The sequence below is a fragment of the Holdemania sp. 1001095H_141210_F2 genome (genome assembly GCF_015558105.1).
In the GTDB taxonomy this organism is placed as follows: Bacteria; Bacillota_I; Bacilli_A; order Erysipelotrichales; family Erysipelotrichaceae; genus Holdemania.
In genome coordinates this window covers 33279-49877 of record NZ_JADNPO010000011.1, presented here as the reverse complement: position 1 = coordinate 49877, position 16599 = coordinate 33279, and the positions used below count along the sequence as shown (strand labels likewise).

13 protein-coding genes are annotated in these 16599 nt (G+C 45.5%); all 13 read right to left on the bottom strand.

Annotation, left to right across the window (positions count from 1 at the left end; genetic code table 11):
* Positions 1-95: 95 nt before the first annotated feature.
* On the bottom strand, positions 96-1280 hold the full coding sequence (gene glf, locus I2G61_RS08720; protein WP_195548170.1) for a UDP-galactopyranose mutase: 1185 nt from the start codon (positions 1278-1280) through the stop codon (positions 96-98).
* A 12-nt stretch (positions 1281-1292) separates the two neighbouring features.
* Positions 1293-2315: a dTDP-glucose 4,6-dehydratase gene (gene rfbB / locus I2G61_RS08715; RefSeq protein WP_117895734.1), complete on the bottom strand. Its 1023-nt coding sequence runs from the start codon at positions 2313-2315 to the stop codon at positions 1293-1295.
* Positions 2312-3214: an NAD-dependent epimerase/dehydratase family protein gene (locus I2G61_RS08710; RefSeq protein ID WP_195548169.1), complete on the bottom strand. Its 903-nt coding sequence runs from the start codon at positions 3212-3214 to the stop codon at positions 2312-2314. Before I2G61_RS08710 ends, rfbB begins: the two co-directional genes overlap by 4 nt.
* Before the next feature lie 10 nt (positions 3215-3224).
* Complete coding sequence (gene rfbA, locus I2G61_RS08705) at positions 3225-4115, bottom strand: glucose-1-phosphate thymidylyltransferase RfbA (protein ID WP_195548168.1); 891 nt, start codon at positions 4113-4115, stop codon at positions 3225-3227.
* A gap of 156 nt (positions 4116-4271) precedes the next feature.
* Positions 4272-6776 (bottom strand): LCP family protein, encoded by a 2505-nt coding sequence (locus tag I2G61_RS08700; RefSeq protein ID WP_195548167.1) that lies wholly within the window; start codon positions 6774-6776, stop codon positions 4272-4274.
* An 11-nt stretch (positions 6777-6787) separates the two neighbouring features.
* Positions 6788-7471, bottom strand: coding sequence for a hypothetical protein (locus I2G61_RS08695; RefSeq protein WP_195548166.1), 684 nt, complete (start codon positions 7469-7471; stop codon positions 6788-6790).
* 17 nt (positions 7472-7488) lie between these two features.
* Positions 7489-8418 carry a glycosyltransferase family 2 protein gene (locus tag I2G61_RS08690; RefSeq protein WP_039864845.1) on the bottom strand — a complete coding sequence of 310 codons (930 nt, stop codon included), beginning with the start codon at positions 8416-8418 and terminating at the stop codon, positions 7489-7491.
* A 105-nt stretch (positions 8419-8523) separates the two neighbouring features.
* Positions 8524-9486 carry a glycosyltransferase gene (locus I2G61_RS08685; RefSeq protein WP_195548165.1) on the bottom strand — a complete coding sequence of 321 codons (963 nt, stop codon included), beginning with the start codon at positions 9484-9486 and terminating at the stop codon, positions 8524-8526.
* Positions 9487-9623: 137 nt separating this feature from the next.
* Positions 9624-11204, bottom strand: a complete 1581-nt coding sequence (locus tag I2G61_RS08680; RefSeq protein WP_195548164.1) for an O-antigen ligase family protein — start codon at positions 11202-11204, stop codon at positions 9624-9626.
* Positions 11201-12814: an O-antigen ligase family protein gene (locus tag I2G61_RS08675; protein WP_195548163.1), complete on the bottom strand. Its 1614-nt coding sequence runs from the start codon at positions 12812-12814 to the stop codon at positions 11201-11203. The genes I2G61_RS08680 and I2G61_RS08675 overlap by 4 nt, the downstream gene beginning before the upstream one ends.
* A gap of 77 nt (positions 12815-12891) precedes the next feature.
* Positions 12892-14415 carry a DUF6056 family protein gene (locus I2G61_RS08670; protein WP_195548162.1) on the bottom strand — a complete coding sequence of 508 codons (1524 nt, stop codon included), beginning with the start codon at positions 14413-14415 and terminating at the stop codon, positions 12892-12894.
* Positions 14416-14428: 13 nt separating this feature from the next.
* A complete protein-coding gene (locus I2G61_RS08665) occupies positions 14429-15601 on the bottom strand; it encodes a glycosyltransferase (protein WP_195548161.1) in 1173 nt (390 codons plus the stop codon).
* Positions 15579-16565 carry a glycosyltransferase gene (locus I2G61_RS08660; RefSeq protein WP_195548160.1) on the bottom strand — a complete coding sequence of 329 codons (987 nt, stop codon included), beginning with the start codon at positions 16563-16565 and terminating at the stop codon, positions 15579-15581. The genes I2G61_RS08665 and I2G61_RS08660 overlap by 23 nt, the downstream gene beginning before the upstream one ends.
* Positions 16566-16599 lie beyond the last annotated feature (34 nt).

Here is a 16599-nt window from a genome sequence, read left to right as displayed (position 1 = left end):
ATCTCGTTCAGCGAATCTGTTTCATCGCCTATCCCCGAGAAGATTCGTGCTCAACGCTTTCGTTCAGCGAATTTCCGTCACCCGTTCTTTCTTTGCTAAGAGTGCGAGGTTTCGTTTAATTTGTTGAACATTTGTAAGGCTTTCGCAACGATCGCGTCCATGTTGTAGTATTGATATTCTGCCAAACGGCCTAAGAGATGAAGATTGTCGATCCCGCGGATCAGCTCGCAATACGCCTGATACTGACGGCGGCATTCTTCTTTGGCGATCGGGTAGTACGGGATGTTCCCGGTTTCCCCATCGTGATGGTAAGTCAGCGGGTATTCGACAGCGATGGTCGTCGCTTCCGGCTGCTGATCCGCCTGCATCAGGAGTTTGTATTCCGTGATGCGGGTAAACGCGTTCTGCTGGGCCGGGGTCGGATAGTTGACAGTCGCCGCTTCCTGGTAGGTATGCGGATGGCTCTGAATATCGAATTCCAGCGAACGGTATGGCAGCTCGCCTAACGGATAGTCAAGCAGATCGTCGATCGCACCGGTGAAGATCACCGGCCCCTGGAAGACTTCGCCTTCAAACAGAATCTGCTTGTTTTCCAAATCGACCTTCAGACATGACTTCGCGTCAGTCTTCAGGCGGACTTCGATCTTTTCGTTTTTCAGCATGTTTTCAAAGATTCCGGTAAATCCATGCGCCGGCATCATCTGGTAGGTATCCTGGAAATAGCGGTCGTCATAGGAGATATGAACCGGCACGCGGCCGGTGACCGCCGGATCGATTTCTTCCGGCGTCTGTCCCCATTGTTTCATCGTGTAGTATTTGAAGACATGTTCGTAGATGTATTCCGCCAGTTCGTTAATTTCCGGATTGGCATTGGCGCGCAGCTGCAGGATCGGCACCTTCTTTTCCATCCCATATTCGTTGATCAGCAATGTTTTTAAACGCTCAGCTTTTTCTTTGGGGAACGAGCGTTCAATCGTTGTCAGATTGAATGGAATCGGTGCAACGACGCCGTTGATGTGGCCGAGTACGCGATGCTGATAAGGATACCAGTCTGTAAACTGGGAGAGGTAATCAACGACCTCGCGGGAATGGGTATGGAAGATATGCGGGCCGTATTCGTGACGGCGCACGCCGTTTTCATCGATATAGTCGTACATGTTGCCGCCGACATGGGCGCGTTTTTCCAGGACAAGCACACGCTTGCCCGCGACATGGGCAAAGCGTTCCGCGATGACGCTGCCGGCAAAGCCCGCGCCGATAACAATAACTTCTGGTTTCATTCCGATCTCCTTTTACGGTCTGTCCTTATACATGGTTTTGTAGTAGTTCTGATAGTCGCCCTGCAGGATGTGCTCCCACCAGTCGCGGTGCGTCAGATACCAGTCGATGGTCTGCGGAATACCGGTCTCAAACGTATATTTAGGTTTCCAGCCGAGTTCCGTTTCAATTTTAGTCGGATCCATCGCATAGCGCAGATCATGACCCGGGCGGTCCTTGACGAAGTGGATCAGTGATTCCGGCTTATTCAAAGCGGCGAGAATCGTCTTCACAACTTCCAGATTGGTCTTTTCATTGTGGCCGCCGATGTTGTAGACTTCGCCTTCGCGGCCTTTGCGCAGAATCAGATCAATCGCCGTGCAGTGATCGTAGACGTGCAGCCAGTCGCGCACGTTCATCCCATCGCCATACACCGGCAGACTTTCATCGGCCAGCGCACGGCTGATCATCAGAGGAATCAGCTTTTCCGGGAAGTGATAAGGGCCATAGTTATTCGAGCAGCGGGAAATCGTTACCGGCAGCTTAAATGTGCGGTGATAGGCCTGAACTAACAGATCGGCGCCGGCCTTGGCCGCACTGTAAGGGCTCGAGGTATGGATCGGCGTTTCTTCGGTGAAGAACAGATCCGGACGGTCTAACGGCAGATCGCCGTAGACTTCGTCGGTCGAGACCTGATGGTAGCGCTGGATGCCGTATTTGCGGCAGGCGTCCATCAAGACCTGAGTGCCGAGAATATTGGTCGTGATGAAGACCTCTGGATCCTCTACAGAACGGTCGACATGAGTTTCCGCGGCAAAGTTAACGACCATGTCGAATTTTTCTTCGGCAAACAAGTGATCAATCAACTCGCGGTCGCGGATATCGCCTTTAACAAATTTAAAATTCGGCTTTTCCATGATCGGCTCCAGGGTTTCCAGATTGCCGGCGTAGGTCAGAAGGTCTAATACGACGATCTGGTCTTCCGGATAGGTATTGACCATGTAGTGAGCGAAATTGCCGCCGATAAACCCGGCTCCGCCTGTGACTAAAAACTTCATTTACGAATTCCCCCTTGTTCTTTTTTTATCCGTTTGATTTCTTTGGCAATGCCTTCCTGAATCGTCGTCTGAATTGTGAAGCCGGTCAGACGTTTCAGTTTTTCAATATTGAGGACAATCTGATCGACAACCGGGACTTCGCTGTTGACATGCCGGATCTCGATCACCTGGCCGGTTTTTTCCTGCACTTCATCCAGGATCTCCGTCAGGCTGGTCGCTGTTTGCGAAGCGACGTTGACGATTTCATTCTGGATTTGATGTTCAAGAAGCAGCTGGATCGCCCGGGCAAAGTCTTCGATATAAATGTAATCGCGGCTGCTGTGCGGAGAAGCCCACATTTCAAAGGCTTCGTGGCTCAGCGCTTTTTCGATCAGGATTGGGATAACGCCTTGTTTCTTATCCGTCGTCTGATGCCCGCCGTAAGGGTTAGCGAGACGCAGGATCAGATAAGGCAGACCGGATTGGCGGATTACCTGTTCGCAGCGGGTCTTGCTTCGGGCGTAAAGGGTGATCGGATGCAGCGATGCGTCTTCGCAGATCGGTTCTGCGGCATTGCCGTAGACCGTGCCCCCCGATGACATGAAGATGAACAGCCGCGCGCCGCGCTGCTTCAACTGACATAACAGAAATTCGTATTTATCTTCAACTCCGCGGAGTGTTTTTTCCTCATCCTCACTGCGGGCGTTGTTGGCAAGCAGTGAAATGGTATCGATGACGACGACGTCTTCAAAATCGACTTGATCGAGATCTTTAGCCGAAAAGGCGTTGATTTCTTTAAAGTTGGAACACAGCGGCGTGTAGGGACTGGGTAACCCGATGATTTCGGTTTCTGCTTTCTGACTCAGCAGAGAAGCGAGATTGTAGCCTAAATAGCCGCAGCCTAATAGTATGATTTTCATTGCGACTCCTTTATTTGTTGTAGCTGGTGACAAAATTGCCGGAAGCGACCGTTCTTAAATGTTCGCCATAGGGGGATTTCCCATAAGAAGCAGCGGAAGCCAACAGTTGTTCGGTGTCAATCCAGTGATTGTAGAAAGCGATTTCTTCAGGAACTGAGATCTTGATTCCCTGAACTTCCTCGATGGTTTTGACAAAGTCGCTGGCCTGGGCGAGCGAACTGATCGTCCCGGTATCCAGCCAGGCAAAGCCGCGGCCAAAAACGACGCAGTCAATTTCGCCTTTTTCCAGATAGACTTTATTCAGATCGGTAATTTCGTATTCGCCGCGGGCTGAAGGCTTCAGGTTCTTGGCGTATTCAACGACGCGGTTGTCGTAGAAATACAGGCCGACGACGGCATAATTGGATTTTGGGGTTTCCGGTTTTTCTTCCAGAGAAAGGACTTTGCCTGTTTTATCGAATTCAACGACGCCGAATCGTTCAGGATCCGGGACGTATTGTCCGAAGATCGTTGCGCGGCCTTTGTTATTTTTGGCTCTTTCCAGCATCTCGCTGAAGTGGTTGCCATGGAATATATTATCTCCCAAAATCAGGCAGACATCCTCATCGCCGATAAATTCTTCGCCTAGAACGAAAGCTTGCGCCAAACCGTCGGGCGATGGCTGAACTTTATAAGACAGCTGAATGCCAAACTGACTTCCGTCGCCCAGCAGGCGTTCGAAATTCGGCAGATCCTGGGGTGTGGAAATGATCAGGATATCGCGGATTCCTGCCAGCATCAGCGTCGACAGGGGATAATAGATCATCGGTTTATCATAGACGGGCAACAGTTGTTTGGATGTGACTTTCGTCAGGGGATACAAACGGGTGCCGCTGCCTCCTGCAAGAATAATTCCTTTCATGGATTTCCTCCCAAACTCTTTAATTCCTCATTTATTTTATCATAGTTAAGCATTGAATGCCATTCATTCAGTGAATTCTAAAAGTAGTTCAGCGATTCACTTTCGGTGACGCATAAAGAAAAGAAGACCGAATACATCAGCCTTCTTTTGATTTAATTACTTAAACAGTTTTGAGAATAGATTGAAGAATCGGTTCGGGAAAATAAACCCCGTAGCCTGCGTGTCTGGACTTTGAGGCTGTTCTCCACCTTCATTATTTCCGCCTTCTCCACCTTCAGATCCGCCAGAAGTATCTGTTGTTGGATCTGGAGAAGCTTCACAATCCGTTCTCTTTGGAATCACATCTTGTTTTGTTTGACCACAGGTACAAGTGTAGTTAATATAACCGTCCGCATCACAAGTGGCATCCTGCCGCCCAGTTTCCGTCCACGCATGTTCATGTGCTTTACAACTATCTCCCGATAATTGTGCAATAACTTCGGTTTCTGTGTGTTCAGGATCTTGTGTGCATACTCGATGTTTTTTACCCGGAGCGTCACAAGTTGCCTCTTGATCAATGATCCATTCTCCCCAAGTATGTTCATGAGGCTTATTCGTTGGATCCGTCGTCGGCTTAGTTGTAGGATCAGTAGTTGGCGTTGTTGTCGGGGTTATTGTTGGAGTTACTGTAGGAGTTACCGTAGGTGTCGCTGTCGGATTCGCAATACATCCTGCGCCTCCGGTATTCAAATCAGAATCATTTTTAGCATAATATCCACTCTCACAGACACAGGCATTTTTACCCGAATCATAGTAGGAGTTCGCAGGACAATTTTTCGTTGCGCCTTCATGCGTAATAACGCTGACCGTAATTTCCGTCACATTTTCCGTTTTAATACCTGCACGAACGCTTTGAGCGACTACCGTATTTTCAGGATAAGAATCTATATAGCCCTCTTCACCTTGATGGATCTTAGTGACATTGACTGTAATCCCTCGGGTAGAAGCCCAAGCTTGAACGTCTGATAATAGCTTTCCACTAAAGTTAATCACAGTATCCGGTGCTTCATCGTGAATAATCGGTTCAGAATAAGTTTCATTGGATAACGTCGGTGCAGTGAAGACCCAGTTGGCACTAAACGAAATGACTTTCGGTGCGTCGATTTTAGAATCCAAGTTGATATTTCTCAGAATCGCATTGCGGTTATCCGTAATTGATCCCTGATATACACGATAAATATACAGATTCAGCTGCATGCTTTCATTCCATTTTGAAGATCCATAACCAGTTACGCGGGATCCCACCATGTTAATGACATTTGCGTTCTTGACATAGCTGCGGTTCATTTTCTTAATTGAATAATTAAACAAACTGATCAATTGATCAACGCTGAAGTTCGTTGAAACATTTTCTCCGGCAGCATCCAGAACATTTAACGCTTTGTTAACGTCTGTCAATTTCAGAGCTTCCGTTAAAATTGCTTCAATAACCTGCTGCTGATTGGCCTGACGCTGGAAATCACCATTGGCATACAAATGACGTTCACGCGCATAGGCCAGCGCCTGCTCACCGTTTAACCGGTTGGTTCCAGCTGGAACCCAAACCGTCATCTTACCGCGGGCATCGGATTTCTGACCTACAAATTCATAAGGGTTCGTAATGATGATCCCGCCCAAAGCGTCAACCATTTTAACGATGCCGGTAAAGTTGCTTTCAAAATAGAAATCAATATCCACATCCATTAAATCTTCAACTGTATCAATTGTGCACTGACGGCTGCGGACACGAGCATGTGTGATCTTATCTTCTGATTTTCCTGCATAACAGGCAATCGGCACATAGCTGTCACGAGCAATCGAAGTCAAAGTTACCTGCATGCTGATCGGATTGAAAGAAGCCAGCATTAAGGCATCTGATCGTTGTTCGTCCGTACCGATAATCAGAACCGTAAAAGGTTCGGTCGTAATATCTTTATCAGAACCTGATTCTGTAGTTACCGTAATATTCTTATCAAACGTCAAAATTGATTTCGTATTCTCTAAATATTCGCTGTAACCATCATTGACCTCAAACATCGCGACATAGTTGCTTGGCAGCGCCGCCGCGTCAATTTCTCCGCCGAACAGACCCATCAACATACTGTTGTAATCGTCATATTCATGATAAGTGACATTGATCTTTTTCGCTTCTAATTCTTTCTTAGGAAGAATATAGCCGACTTGTTCTTCCGTATTCGATAAGATACCGAAGGTCTTGCCTTCAAGATCATTAATATCATTGACCGCGAAATTTCCATTTTCACTGTAAACAACAAAGGAAACTTCAACTTTCTCACTGGTCGTCCCGGTGTTGATAATCTTATCAATATTTTTGTTTACCCGGGTCGTAATATAAGTTAATGCTCCGCCGGATAAAAACGCAATCACCAAGACACCGATCGTCACATAGAGAATACTCTTTTTCATCGCATAGGCGTTGTAAGCAATTAAGCCATTTAATACCAGCAGAATTACCAGAATCACAACGTTAATGAGGACGAAGATCGACTTGCTGAAGTTACTGTAACGCGTAATGTTGAGGATGCCTAAGACCATCAAAATATCAGTCAGAATCGCTATGGCAGCCAGAACGAAGTTCATGTTGGAAAGTTTACGTTTACTCATTTTATTCTGTTTCGTCATAGCCAACCTCCTTAATCATAATGGTCGAAGAACTGTGCGATTTCATAACGTCCATCGTTGTCTACGACTGTGAAATACCCTGTTTTCTGGAAACTATTAACATCAATTTTTGAACTTGATTTGTAGTTCCAGGTAGCCTCGATATAATACGCTTTATAAGTTTCCCCGGAATAGTGTTCAAAATCTGCTGCATAATCGGCCTTCGTCGTTATATCCGTCACTTCTAACAAATTCTCACGGCCATACTGGCTGATATATAAATCCAGGTCCTTGTAGAATTCCCAGCGTGATTGTTCCTGAAAGCTGGTAAACATTGGCCCATAAATATATTGCAGACCTCCGACTTCATAATTACCATCTTTGTTTGTCCAAGTAAAATAATCAGCAATAAAATTACGAACAACCGCTTCACTGATCGCCAGCGGATCATCGCCTTTTAAGGCCTCTGTCAATTTTTTGAACTCATCCTGCTGAAACTGTGTTGGATTATTTCCGATGACGTATTGGTCATTCTTCATCGACGAGGTATTCGTCTTTTCAACGACCTCGCCGCTTCCCGCGGATTTCTTTAACGAAATCCTGACTATATTGAAGCCCATAACCGCAACGACGACTAAGGAAGCCGCCAACATCATATAAATAATCTGTTTATTTTTCTTTGCGCGTTTTGCTTTTGCTTTATCCTGCTTACTCACTAACATTCCTCCTTTTATTACTCGTATTTTTTACGGACGATATATTTCGGACGTTTTTTGGTCTCCATGTATGTTTTCGACAGGTATTCGCCGATAATGCCTAAGCTTAACAGCTGAATTCCTCCCAAAAACAGAATGATGACGACCATCGATGGATAACCAGCAACCGGATCGCCTACGATCAAGGCCTTCCCAAAAACAAAGATCATATAAAGGAAAGCGATGATAGAAACGAAGATTCCTGAAATCGTCGCCATTCGCAGCGGGGCAACAGTAAAGGCGACAATGCCTTCAATCGCGTAAGCGAATAACTTCCAGAACGACCAGCTCGTTTCCCCGGCGACACGCTCCACATTCTCATACTCCAAATAAACCGTTTTATAGCCAACCCAGGCAAAGATGCCTTTGGAGAACCGGTGATATTCCTGAAGTGAAAGAACGCTGTCGACAACCTCGCGGGTCATCAGCCGGAAATCCCGCGCACCATCAACAATTTCGACCTCGGTAAATTTATTGATCAGTTTATAAAACTGCCGTGCAAAGAAGGAACGAATTTTCGGTTCCCCTTTTCGCGTAACCCGGCGGGTACCTACAATGTCCACATGCTGCTGATTCATGGCTTCAAACATCTTTGGCAAATATTCTGGCGGATCCTGTAAATCAGCATCCATGACCGTGACGTAATTACCTGTCGCATTTTCCAATCCCGCTAACAGGCCGCCCTCTTTGCCAAAATTCCGGCTGAAGTCAATGACCTTGACAATACCCGGATGCGCGTCATGGAGCTTCACTAATTCTTCTAAGGTATTATCGCGGGAACCATCGTTGACAAAAATAATTTCATAATCCATGTTCATGGCATCCACTACTTTTGTTGTTTCGCGGTAAAAGATGTTCACCGTTTCCTGTTCGTTATAACAAGGAACTACGATTGAAAGCTTATCCATATCTAACCTCCGCAAATTCACCATTTAATTATAAAGGAGAAATTCAAGAAGTACAAATACTTTCCTAAATTGTCATGATTCCTTAATATTTTAAATTCAGTGATCTTATTTTTTAAATCTGTGAAATAGTTCGGAATAAAGCATAATATTCCAATTGCTTACGGTTTTGAAATAACGATTTTTCATCCCGCCCAGCGACGTCAGATACGGGTTCTTCTTCCACTGAGGGAAGCTTTGATTCAACCGTTCCCACCCCATCTGAATCGTCGTTTTCCGATCCTGCCGATCCGCAATCTTCGTGCTTCTTAAGAAAGAGTTCCCTAAAAAGAACTTAATATGCAGATATTCCAGTTCATCATGATATTCCTGATCCCATCCCTGGGCCTTAAAATAATCCGTAATGATTTCAAAAACATGAATCATATCCTTCACTTCATGATTGTTCGTATGCGTAATTGAATTTCCCAATTGGATATAACTGACAAAAGCTTCGTCCACAAAGGCTAATTTTCTTACATGCGGCGCTAAGCAATAAAGAAAACACGCATCTTCATAGCGATATCCCGTCGGAAACTGCAAGCCGGTTTCCCGGACAAAATCAGTGCGGTAAATTTTATTCCAAAGCGTGGCAAATAAATGAATCATCATTTCTTTTCCCGGAGCGTACGGACCTTCCTTTTCCAGCCGCTTCTGTTCGCCATAGACCCAATTAAAATTGGAAACAACGACATCCGCATTCTCTTTCTCTGCCGCCGCGACCATCTTCTCAAACATATCCAGTTCTGTAAAGTCATCACTGTCGAGAAAGCCAAAATACTCTCCCTGCACCTGCGCTAAACCAAAATTGCGAGTATCTGCAATCCCGCCGTTGGGTTTCTTAAATGAACGAATTTGCGGATACCGCGCGGCATAGTCATCAATAATTTGTTGACTGTTATCTTTTGTTCCATCGTTAATCACGATGATTTCCATATTTTTGAGCGTCTGATTCACTAAGGAATCAAGACACCGGGGCAGATATTTTTCAACGTTATATACCGGTACAATCACACTGAGAATGGGTTTCATTTTCCACCGCCTGCCTTTCTGATCAATCCTTTAATTTTCATTCTGTTTGTTTAACCTATTATACCATCACCGTAGGTTTACAACAATAGACCTGTTAAAATTTTCATTGAAATAAAAGCCATGGTTTCCCATGGCGATCAATTTTTCTGTTCTTTCGGTCGCATGACAAGATCCAATAAAACGCCCATCAGCAAAGCCATAAACGAAGACGTCAGAAACTGATCGATCGTATGTCCGCTGATATAGGAAGACACTAACCCGCAGCTCAGCGCCATTGCGTAGACTAAAACATCCAGCCGGAGCATCTTTTTCCATCGAAGCAGAACGATAATGGCGCCGAAGCAGGTCACCAGCAGCCATGGCAAAACCGTCAACGCAGCGCCGGCATAGCCCATCGTATAAATCTGCTGGGCAAAATCCCGTTCCAACAGAATCGAGCCGTTATTGAAGGTTGAATACCCCATGCCTAAAAATTTTTCGGAGTTGGAAAGTTCCCCCCATTTGTAGCTCATGAAAATCTTCTCGATCTGCCGGCCGTTCACCCGTTGTTCCAGCGGCAGTTCCAGGACGTCAACCCAGAACTTCGGATCCGCTGTGTAATAGTACCACTCCATATAATACTGAGTCGGCACGCTGGCCATCAGATTTGCGCGGATTCCATAAGCTTCAAACATAAAACGATAATAATCGCTTGTTTTTAATTCCGTCGTATTCTCCAGCGAACTTCCCAGCTCTCTGCGCAGATAATCATCCTGCAATAAGATCGCGGTGTTCGCCGAATCGATACTCTGATTGACAACCGCCGGTGAAAAGGGCAGGATACAGCCGCTGATCACCGCGGCAGCAGCACAGAAGAACAAGACCGTTTTTTCCAGCCGATTTTCCTTCATGATCAAAGTCGTAAAAAGATACAGAACAAGGAATCCGATCGGGATCAGCACCGTGCCGAACGTAGCGACCCGCGTCGAAAGAATGATCATCGACAAACTATGAATTCCGATCAATGCGCCTAATGCAATCCGCTCCTTCTTTGAGGTGCTGCGCTGGAAAAACAGATACAATAACGGCAGCAGCATAAACATTAAAATACCGACCGTATTTCCTTCTTCAAAGAAAAACTTGGAAGCCAGCTGACGAGGATGAATCTTCGTCGGATCCGCATAAATTCCTAAAAACCAGCTCAGAAACGGAGCCGCGGTCATTCCGGCATACGTCGATTCGCCAAACACAAACAAATCCCCGATAAAGATCGGCAGCGCGGTTAGGCACGATAAAGCGACGGTGACCCCCTTTACGATTTTTTCTGTTAATCGAAGATGAACGACTGCATAGATCATTCCGTACGGAATGACCAGCGTCAGGAAATAGGTGATTTCCTTTGATAACTGGAAGAAGAAATTCGGCGTCAGATATAAGCTTTTGTAGATCTGAGCCCCCTGCCGGATATGCAGCAGAAAATAAACTGCCAGCGCCAAGCCGTACAAACCGCCAAATAACAACGTTTTCTTTTTATTTTTATCGGCCAGGAAAAACGTCCATAACACAGCCAGCGGAATGATTAAAAAACGGATAATCGTCGACGGCCGGGGAATTCCAAACTGATCAAGAAACGGATAGATTAAGTAATCCAGATCAATCAATGGCTGGATGATAAACAAAAGGAGAACAAAGCCTTTCATTGCCTTATGCGAATGAAAAACCGATTTTATTTTCGTCATTGTTTACCCTCCCTTTCCGAATCATCATGAAGACCAAAAACCCGATCCAACAAAATCGCCGCGATCAGCGCCATGAACATCGTCGTGACAAACTGATCTAACGTATGACCGCTGAGATACGCTGCTCCCAAGCCGCAGCACAGGGATGTAGCCAGAACCATGATCTCCAGGTTCATGCACTTCTTCCATCGCAGCAGAACAAACACAGCGCCGACAGCCGTCAGGATCAGCCAAGGTCCTGCCAGCAGGAGATCACCCAGGTAGCCGAGCGTATACTTTTGCTGAATAAAGTCCTGCTCGAGCAAAATGGAGCCATTCATAAACGGTGTATATCCCATACCGAATAATTTCATCTTGGAATCCGCCATTCCCCATTTCACATTCATGAAATACGTTTGGAACTGGCGGCCCGTTAAGCGTTCTTCCAACGGCACAGTGAACAATAAATCACTCCAGAAGACTGGATCGGCTTTGTAACTATACCAATCCATGTAATACATCTTGGGAATACTGGATATCAGATTATCCTCAATTCCGGACTTCTCGAAGGCCTTTAAACAGAATTCTTCATAGGCTTTCGAGCCTGGCGTCAGATTTAAACGGCCTTCATAGGCTAAAATTCCTTTTTGCAGCAAATCATCGTCGCCGCGCACCGCGTCGTCGCTTTGAGCATCGCGCTTTTGATTTTGGATGGCCGGCGTATAGGGCAGAATCATCACGCTGACTAACGATACAGCAGCGCAGAAAATCAGCACTATCCCTTTTATTTTCTGATGCCGAAGCAGCAGGCCGTCAAAGACATAAAGTCCGGCAAAGGCGATCGGGATCAAAAACGCGCCCAGCGACGCTACCCGCGTCGACAAAATCAACATGGACAAGCTCTGGACGATGATCAACATTGCCCAGGAAATTTTTCCCTTGCGTTCCTTGCTCCGGGAAAAGAAATAATACAATAACGGCAGCAGCATGAACAAGAGAATCCCAATCGTATTTCCTTCGTCAAAGAAAAATTTACACGCTAACCGCCGTGGTTCGACTGTTTCATATATCCCGGTAAACCAGCTGAAGAAACTGGCCGCAGTATTGCCCAGATAGGTCGACTGTCCAAAGACAAACAAGTCGCTGATCAAAATGGGAAATGAGATCGTCGCTGATAAAATCGCCGTAATTTGCTTTAATAATTTCTCATTGACCTGCAGCGTCGTAAAGGCGGCGATCAGCCCAAAGGGAATGATCAACGTTAAACAATAGACCAGCTCGCCGAACAAGGAGAACTGGAAATTGGAAGTCAGACGCAGCAGCGCCGCGGCATTTCTCGTCACCTGGACATGAATCAGAAAATAAACCGCGAAGACCGCGATATACAATTCGCCCAGAATCAACGTTTTCCGACGGTTTTTACCCTTGTTGTAAAAACATCCGACGATCAAAACGGGAATCAGCAAATACCGGATAATCGTCGATGGACGCGGCAAGCCAAACTGATTCAAATAAGGATAAATCAAATAGTCCAGATCTATCATCGGCTGAAACGCCAGAATTAAAAGTAAAATTCCAATCGCTGTCCCCTGCGTAAACCAGGGACGCAGAAACTCTTTGATTTTTCGCATCAGTCAGCCTCCTTTGTGCAGTTCTGTGACATTGTACCGGTTTTCGTTCCAGTTGTCTAATTTTTTTACGATTGAGGTTATTGTTTCTTATAAAAAACTAATTTTGTCGTTTCCGGCAAACCATAATATTCTTTGAAACTATTCTGATGATAAGTATCCCCTTCCTCAATGTCTGCGGAATGAATGCTTTCTTCCGGCATCCGCGGGATCCAGGCTTCATCATCCTCCGGATGTTCGCGATAATATTGCAGAATGGATTTCCGTTCCGACTGAACTTGCGCAACCTGGGTATAGATTCGCTTCCAAGATAAGCTGCGCTGCAGACACATCCCTGAGCAGCAAATCAGAATCACCGCCGCCTCAGCGGAACTGATTTTAATTTTCGAAGCCACCGAAGCCGTTAATAAGATGATAAAGTACACCGTATACAATGAACTCCGCGGACCATAAATCGGCGAAAGCAGCATTGCTAAATTACACGTTCCCGCCATCATCACCATCATCAATTTTTCTAATCGTTCTTCATCCTGATATAAGGTAAATAAGATCCAAAACAGGTTGACGATATAAAGAATATAAAAGATCGAGCAGAAGATCAAGCCCTGAGGCGTTTCCAAATCATAAAAGAAACTGAGAACCTCAAGGTTCATTTTCTCGACGAACGTCGGGGCAAAGCAGGCCACAATCGCGATCGTCAGGATGAATCCTTGAACGAACGCCGCCAGCTTATCTTTTTTATTCATCCAGATCCGGTCTACCCAATGATGAATTAAGGCCAGGAATGTGATCAGGCTCAGAATCAGCATCATATATTTATTCGCAATGAACGTGTAATTCAGGAAATTACCCCAGTTCTGCTGGATCTGACCGAACAAGCCCAGCGCAATCCACGCCTGGTTATCCCGTGCCAGCCGGAACGCCGCGCCCGGCGACATCCGGATCAAGGCAAAGCCAAGCACGCTGACCACGAGTCCCGCACCCGTTAACTTCAAAGCGTCTTTTCGCTTGAAATATGCGTAGAGCAGCATCAGAAGATTCAGCAAAATACTGGCCGCTGAACAATTTTCCATAGCCAAACCGATATAAAAATTAAAAAGGATCAGCGCGGCGTAATGTCCTTTTTTTATTTTCCGTTCCGAAAACAAGATATTTTTCATCATCCAAATGACCAGCAGAATCAAAAATAACGGCACGACGTAGGTTGTCCCCATAATCCAAGTGTAGGTTTCCATCCGCAGCCGGTCCGCCACCGTTAACATCATCGCGGCAATCAAGACCGCTACGGATAACGGATTACGCTTCGGATTCACAATTTGATATAGCAAAACATAGATTCCCGCGAATAAGGCAGGATTCAGGAAATTCCACAGACCTTTTCTCGGCGCGACGATGAAGCCCCAAAGCTCCGCGAAATAACGCCCCGACCAGGTGAAATAGAATTCCCACGCTTTGACGAACGGATTTCCGCTCATCCCATTGACTGCGTAGCCCCAATCATCTCCCGCCAGCGGCGTCCTGACGGTAATGTAGTAAAACAGGACTAAGATGAACAAAGCGCCTAACAGCCAGCACCAGGACTTTCCTTTTTTTAATTTTTCCATACATCCGCCTCCGTTATAAAACTTCTGTAAACTTTCGGATGATTTCATCATTCGGATAATGATACCCCTGCAGCTGCCGTTTCATCTCCTGCAGCTGATCCTTCGATAGCAACGCGTTCAGCAAGCCTTCGTTCAAGCCTTTCTGGCTATTCTCAACAATCCATCCAAAATGCGGCGCAGTGATCTGTTCATGAACGCCAGCAACCTCCGTCGACAAGACCGGTGTTCCGGCAATAAACGATTCATTGATCACCGTCGCGAAACCTTCATACAAAGAAGGCAGAACAAACAAGTCGCAAGCCCGGATATCGGCATACGGATTTGTTTTAAAGCCCAGGAAATGAACGTGCGTCAGATTCAGATCTTTCTGCATTTTCAATAACATCGCTTCCTGCTCGCCGCCGCCGATTAAATAAAGTTCATGTTCAATCCCTTGATCCAGCACATATTTATGCGCCAGCAGCAATCGATCCGCTGCCTTTTGCGGATGAAATCGGATCACCGAAATCACATTCAGTTTTGAAGGATCTATCTCTGCTTGATCTTCTGTTTTTGTCTTTCCTTTTTCTACTTTTTCAGTATTCATCAGATTATGAATCGTTATGACATTCTGAATTCCGAAGACCTTTTTATAGGCCTCCGTGGCTTCCGCTGAATCCGCAATATTCAGATCAATTTTCTGCAAAGCAGACTTCACCAATCGCATATGATTCGCAGAGTAATTGCAGACACTGTAATCAGTCAATACCCAATTGACTTTCCGCTTACTATTGCCATAAGCGGTAAAGATTGTACAGAATCCCTCTTTCGCCGCCATTTCCACATCATAGACGCCGGACAGCATCTTTTTTCGTTCTTTGAGGATTTTACTGCGGATCAATCCTGTTTTCATGTACAGCAGCAAGCGCAGCTTACTGAAAAGGTGCGGAAGGTCTCCCTTTTTCAGTAATTCTTTGAGCGGGCTGTCCACGGCGTTAAAAAACGATGTTCCTTCAATCACGCGCACCCCCTCCGGGATATCCTGAAGCAGTGTGCCTGTTTTATGTAAGACCAACAAATCGATTTGATATACCTGCTGATCAAGATTTTTCATCAATGTATTTAAAACGCGGGCAACGCCGCCCATTTCCATTTCATCGTTAACAAATAAAATTCTGCGTTTGTCACGCTGATTTTGACCGGTCATAAATGCCGAGCACCGCCTTCCATTGTTTCCTCTTCAACAGTGCAATGATCAGTTTTTTCTTCAATCCCGCTGATTTTACAAATGTATCCTGCTCCCATTCCGGATAACACTGTTTTAATTGCTTCATGTTCTCCGCCAAATACTTTTCCCTGTCTTCCGATTCATCAAAGTCCTTGATCCGCAGCGTTGTTAAATCTAATCCATGGATGATATAGCAATGCTTCATTTCCTGAATAAAGTGGTTTTTCAAAGATGTATCATCGCAATGAACCTCTATATATTCAATGACTCGCTGAATCGCTTTATAGATATCAAATATTTTAGGATTTGCGCTGTGCGCGATCGAACCTGTCCGCTGATAATAAACATAAAACGCTTCGTTCACTTTCACAATCCGTTCCGCATTAAAGCAGATCATCGGAATCGTTGCCAAATCTTCATACCATTTTCCAACCGGAAATTCAATGTCCTGAAACAGAGAACGAGCGAAAAGCTTATTACAAGCGCTGTTATTCATACGAATTAATTCCGGATGGGTTTTCACATCCCCTACAGCAAACTCTCCGCCGCTGGCAAATTCGACCCGGCCGTCATCATAGAGATACTCCATATCACAAACACTGATTTGAGCTTGCTGCTCGACCATCGCCGCCAACATTTTTTCGATCATCGCCGGGCGAATAAAATCATCGCTGTCGATAAACGCTAAGTATTCTCCCTGCGCTCTTTGGATTCCAAAATTCCGGGCATCGCTTAATCCGCCATTTGTCTTTTGAAGCAAATGAATTCGTTTGTCTTTTTCAGCCCAGTTCTGCATTAATCGATATGACTCATCCGTTGAGCCGTCATCAATTAAAAGAATTTCCAAATTTGAATACGTCTGATCTACAATTGACTGAACACATCGGTCAAGATAGGCTTGCACGTTATAGACTGGAACAATGACACTGACAAGATGTTTCAATTTTCATCACCTTTTATAGTATACCAGAATTTAA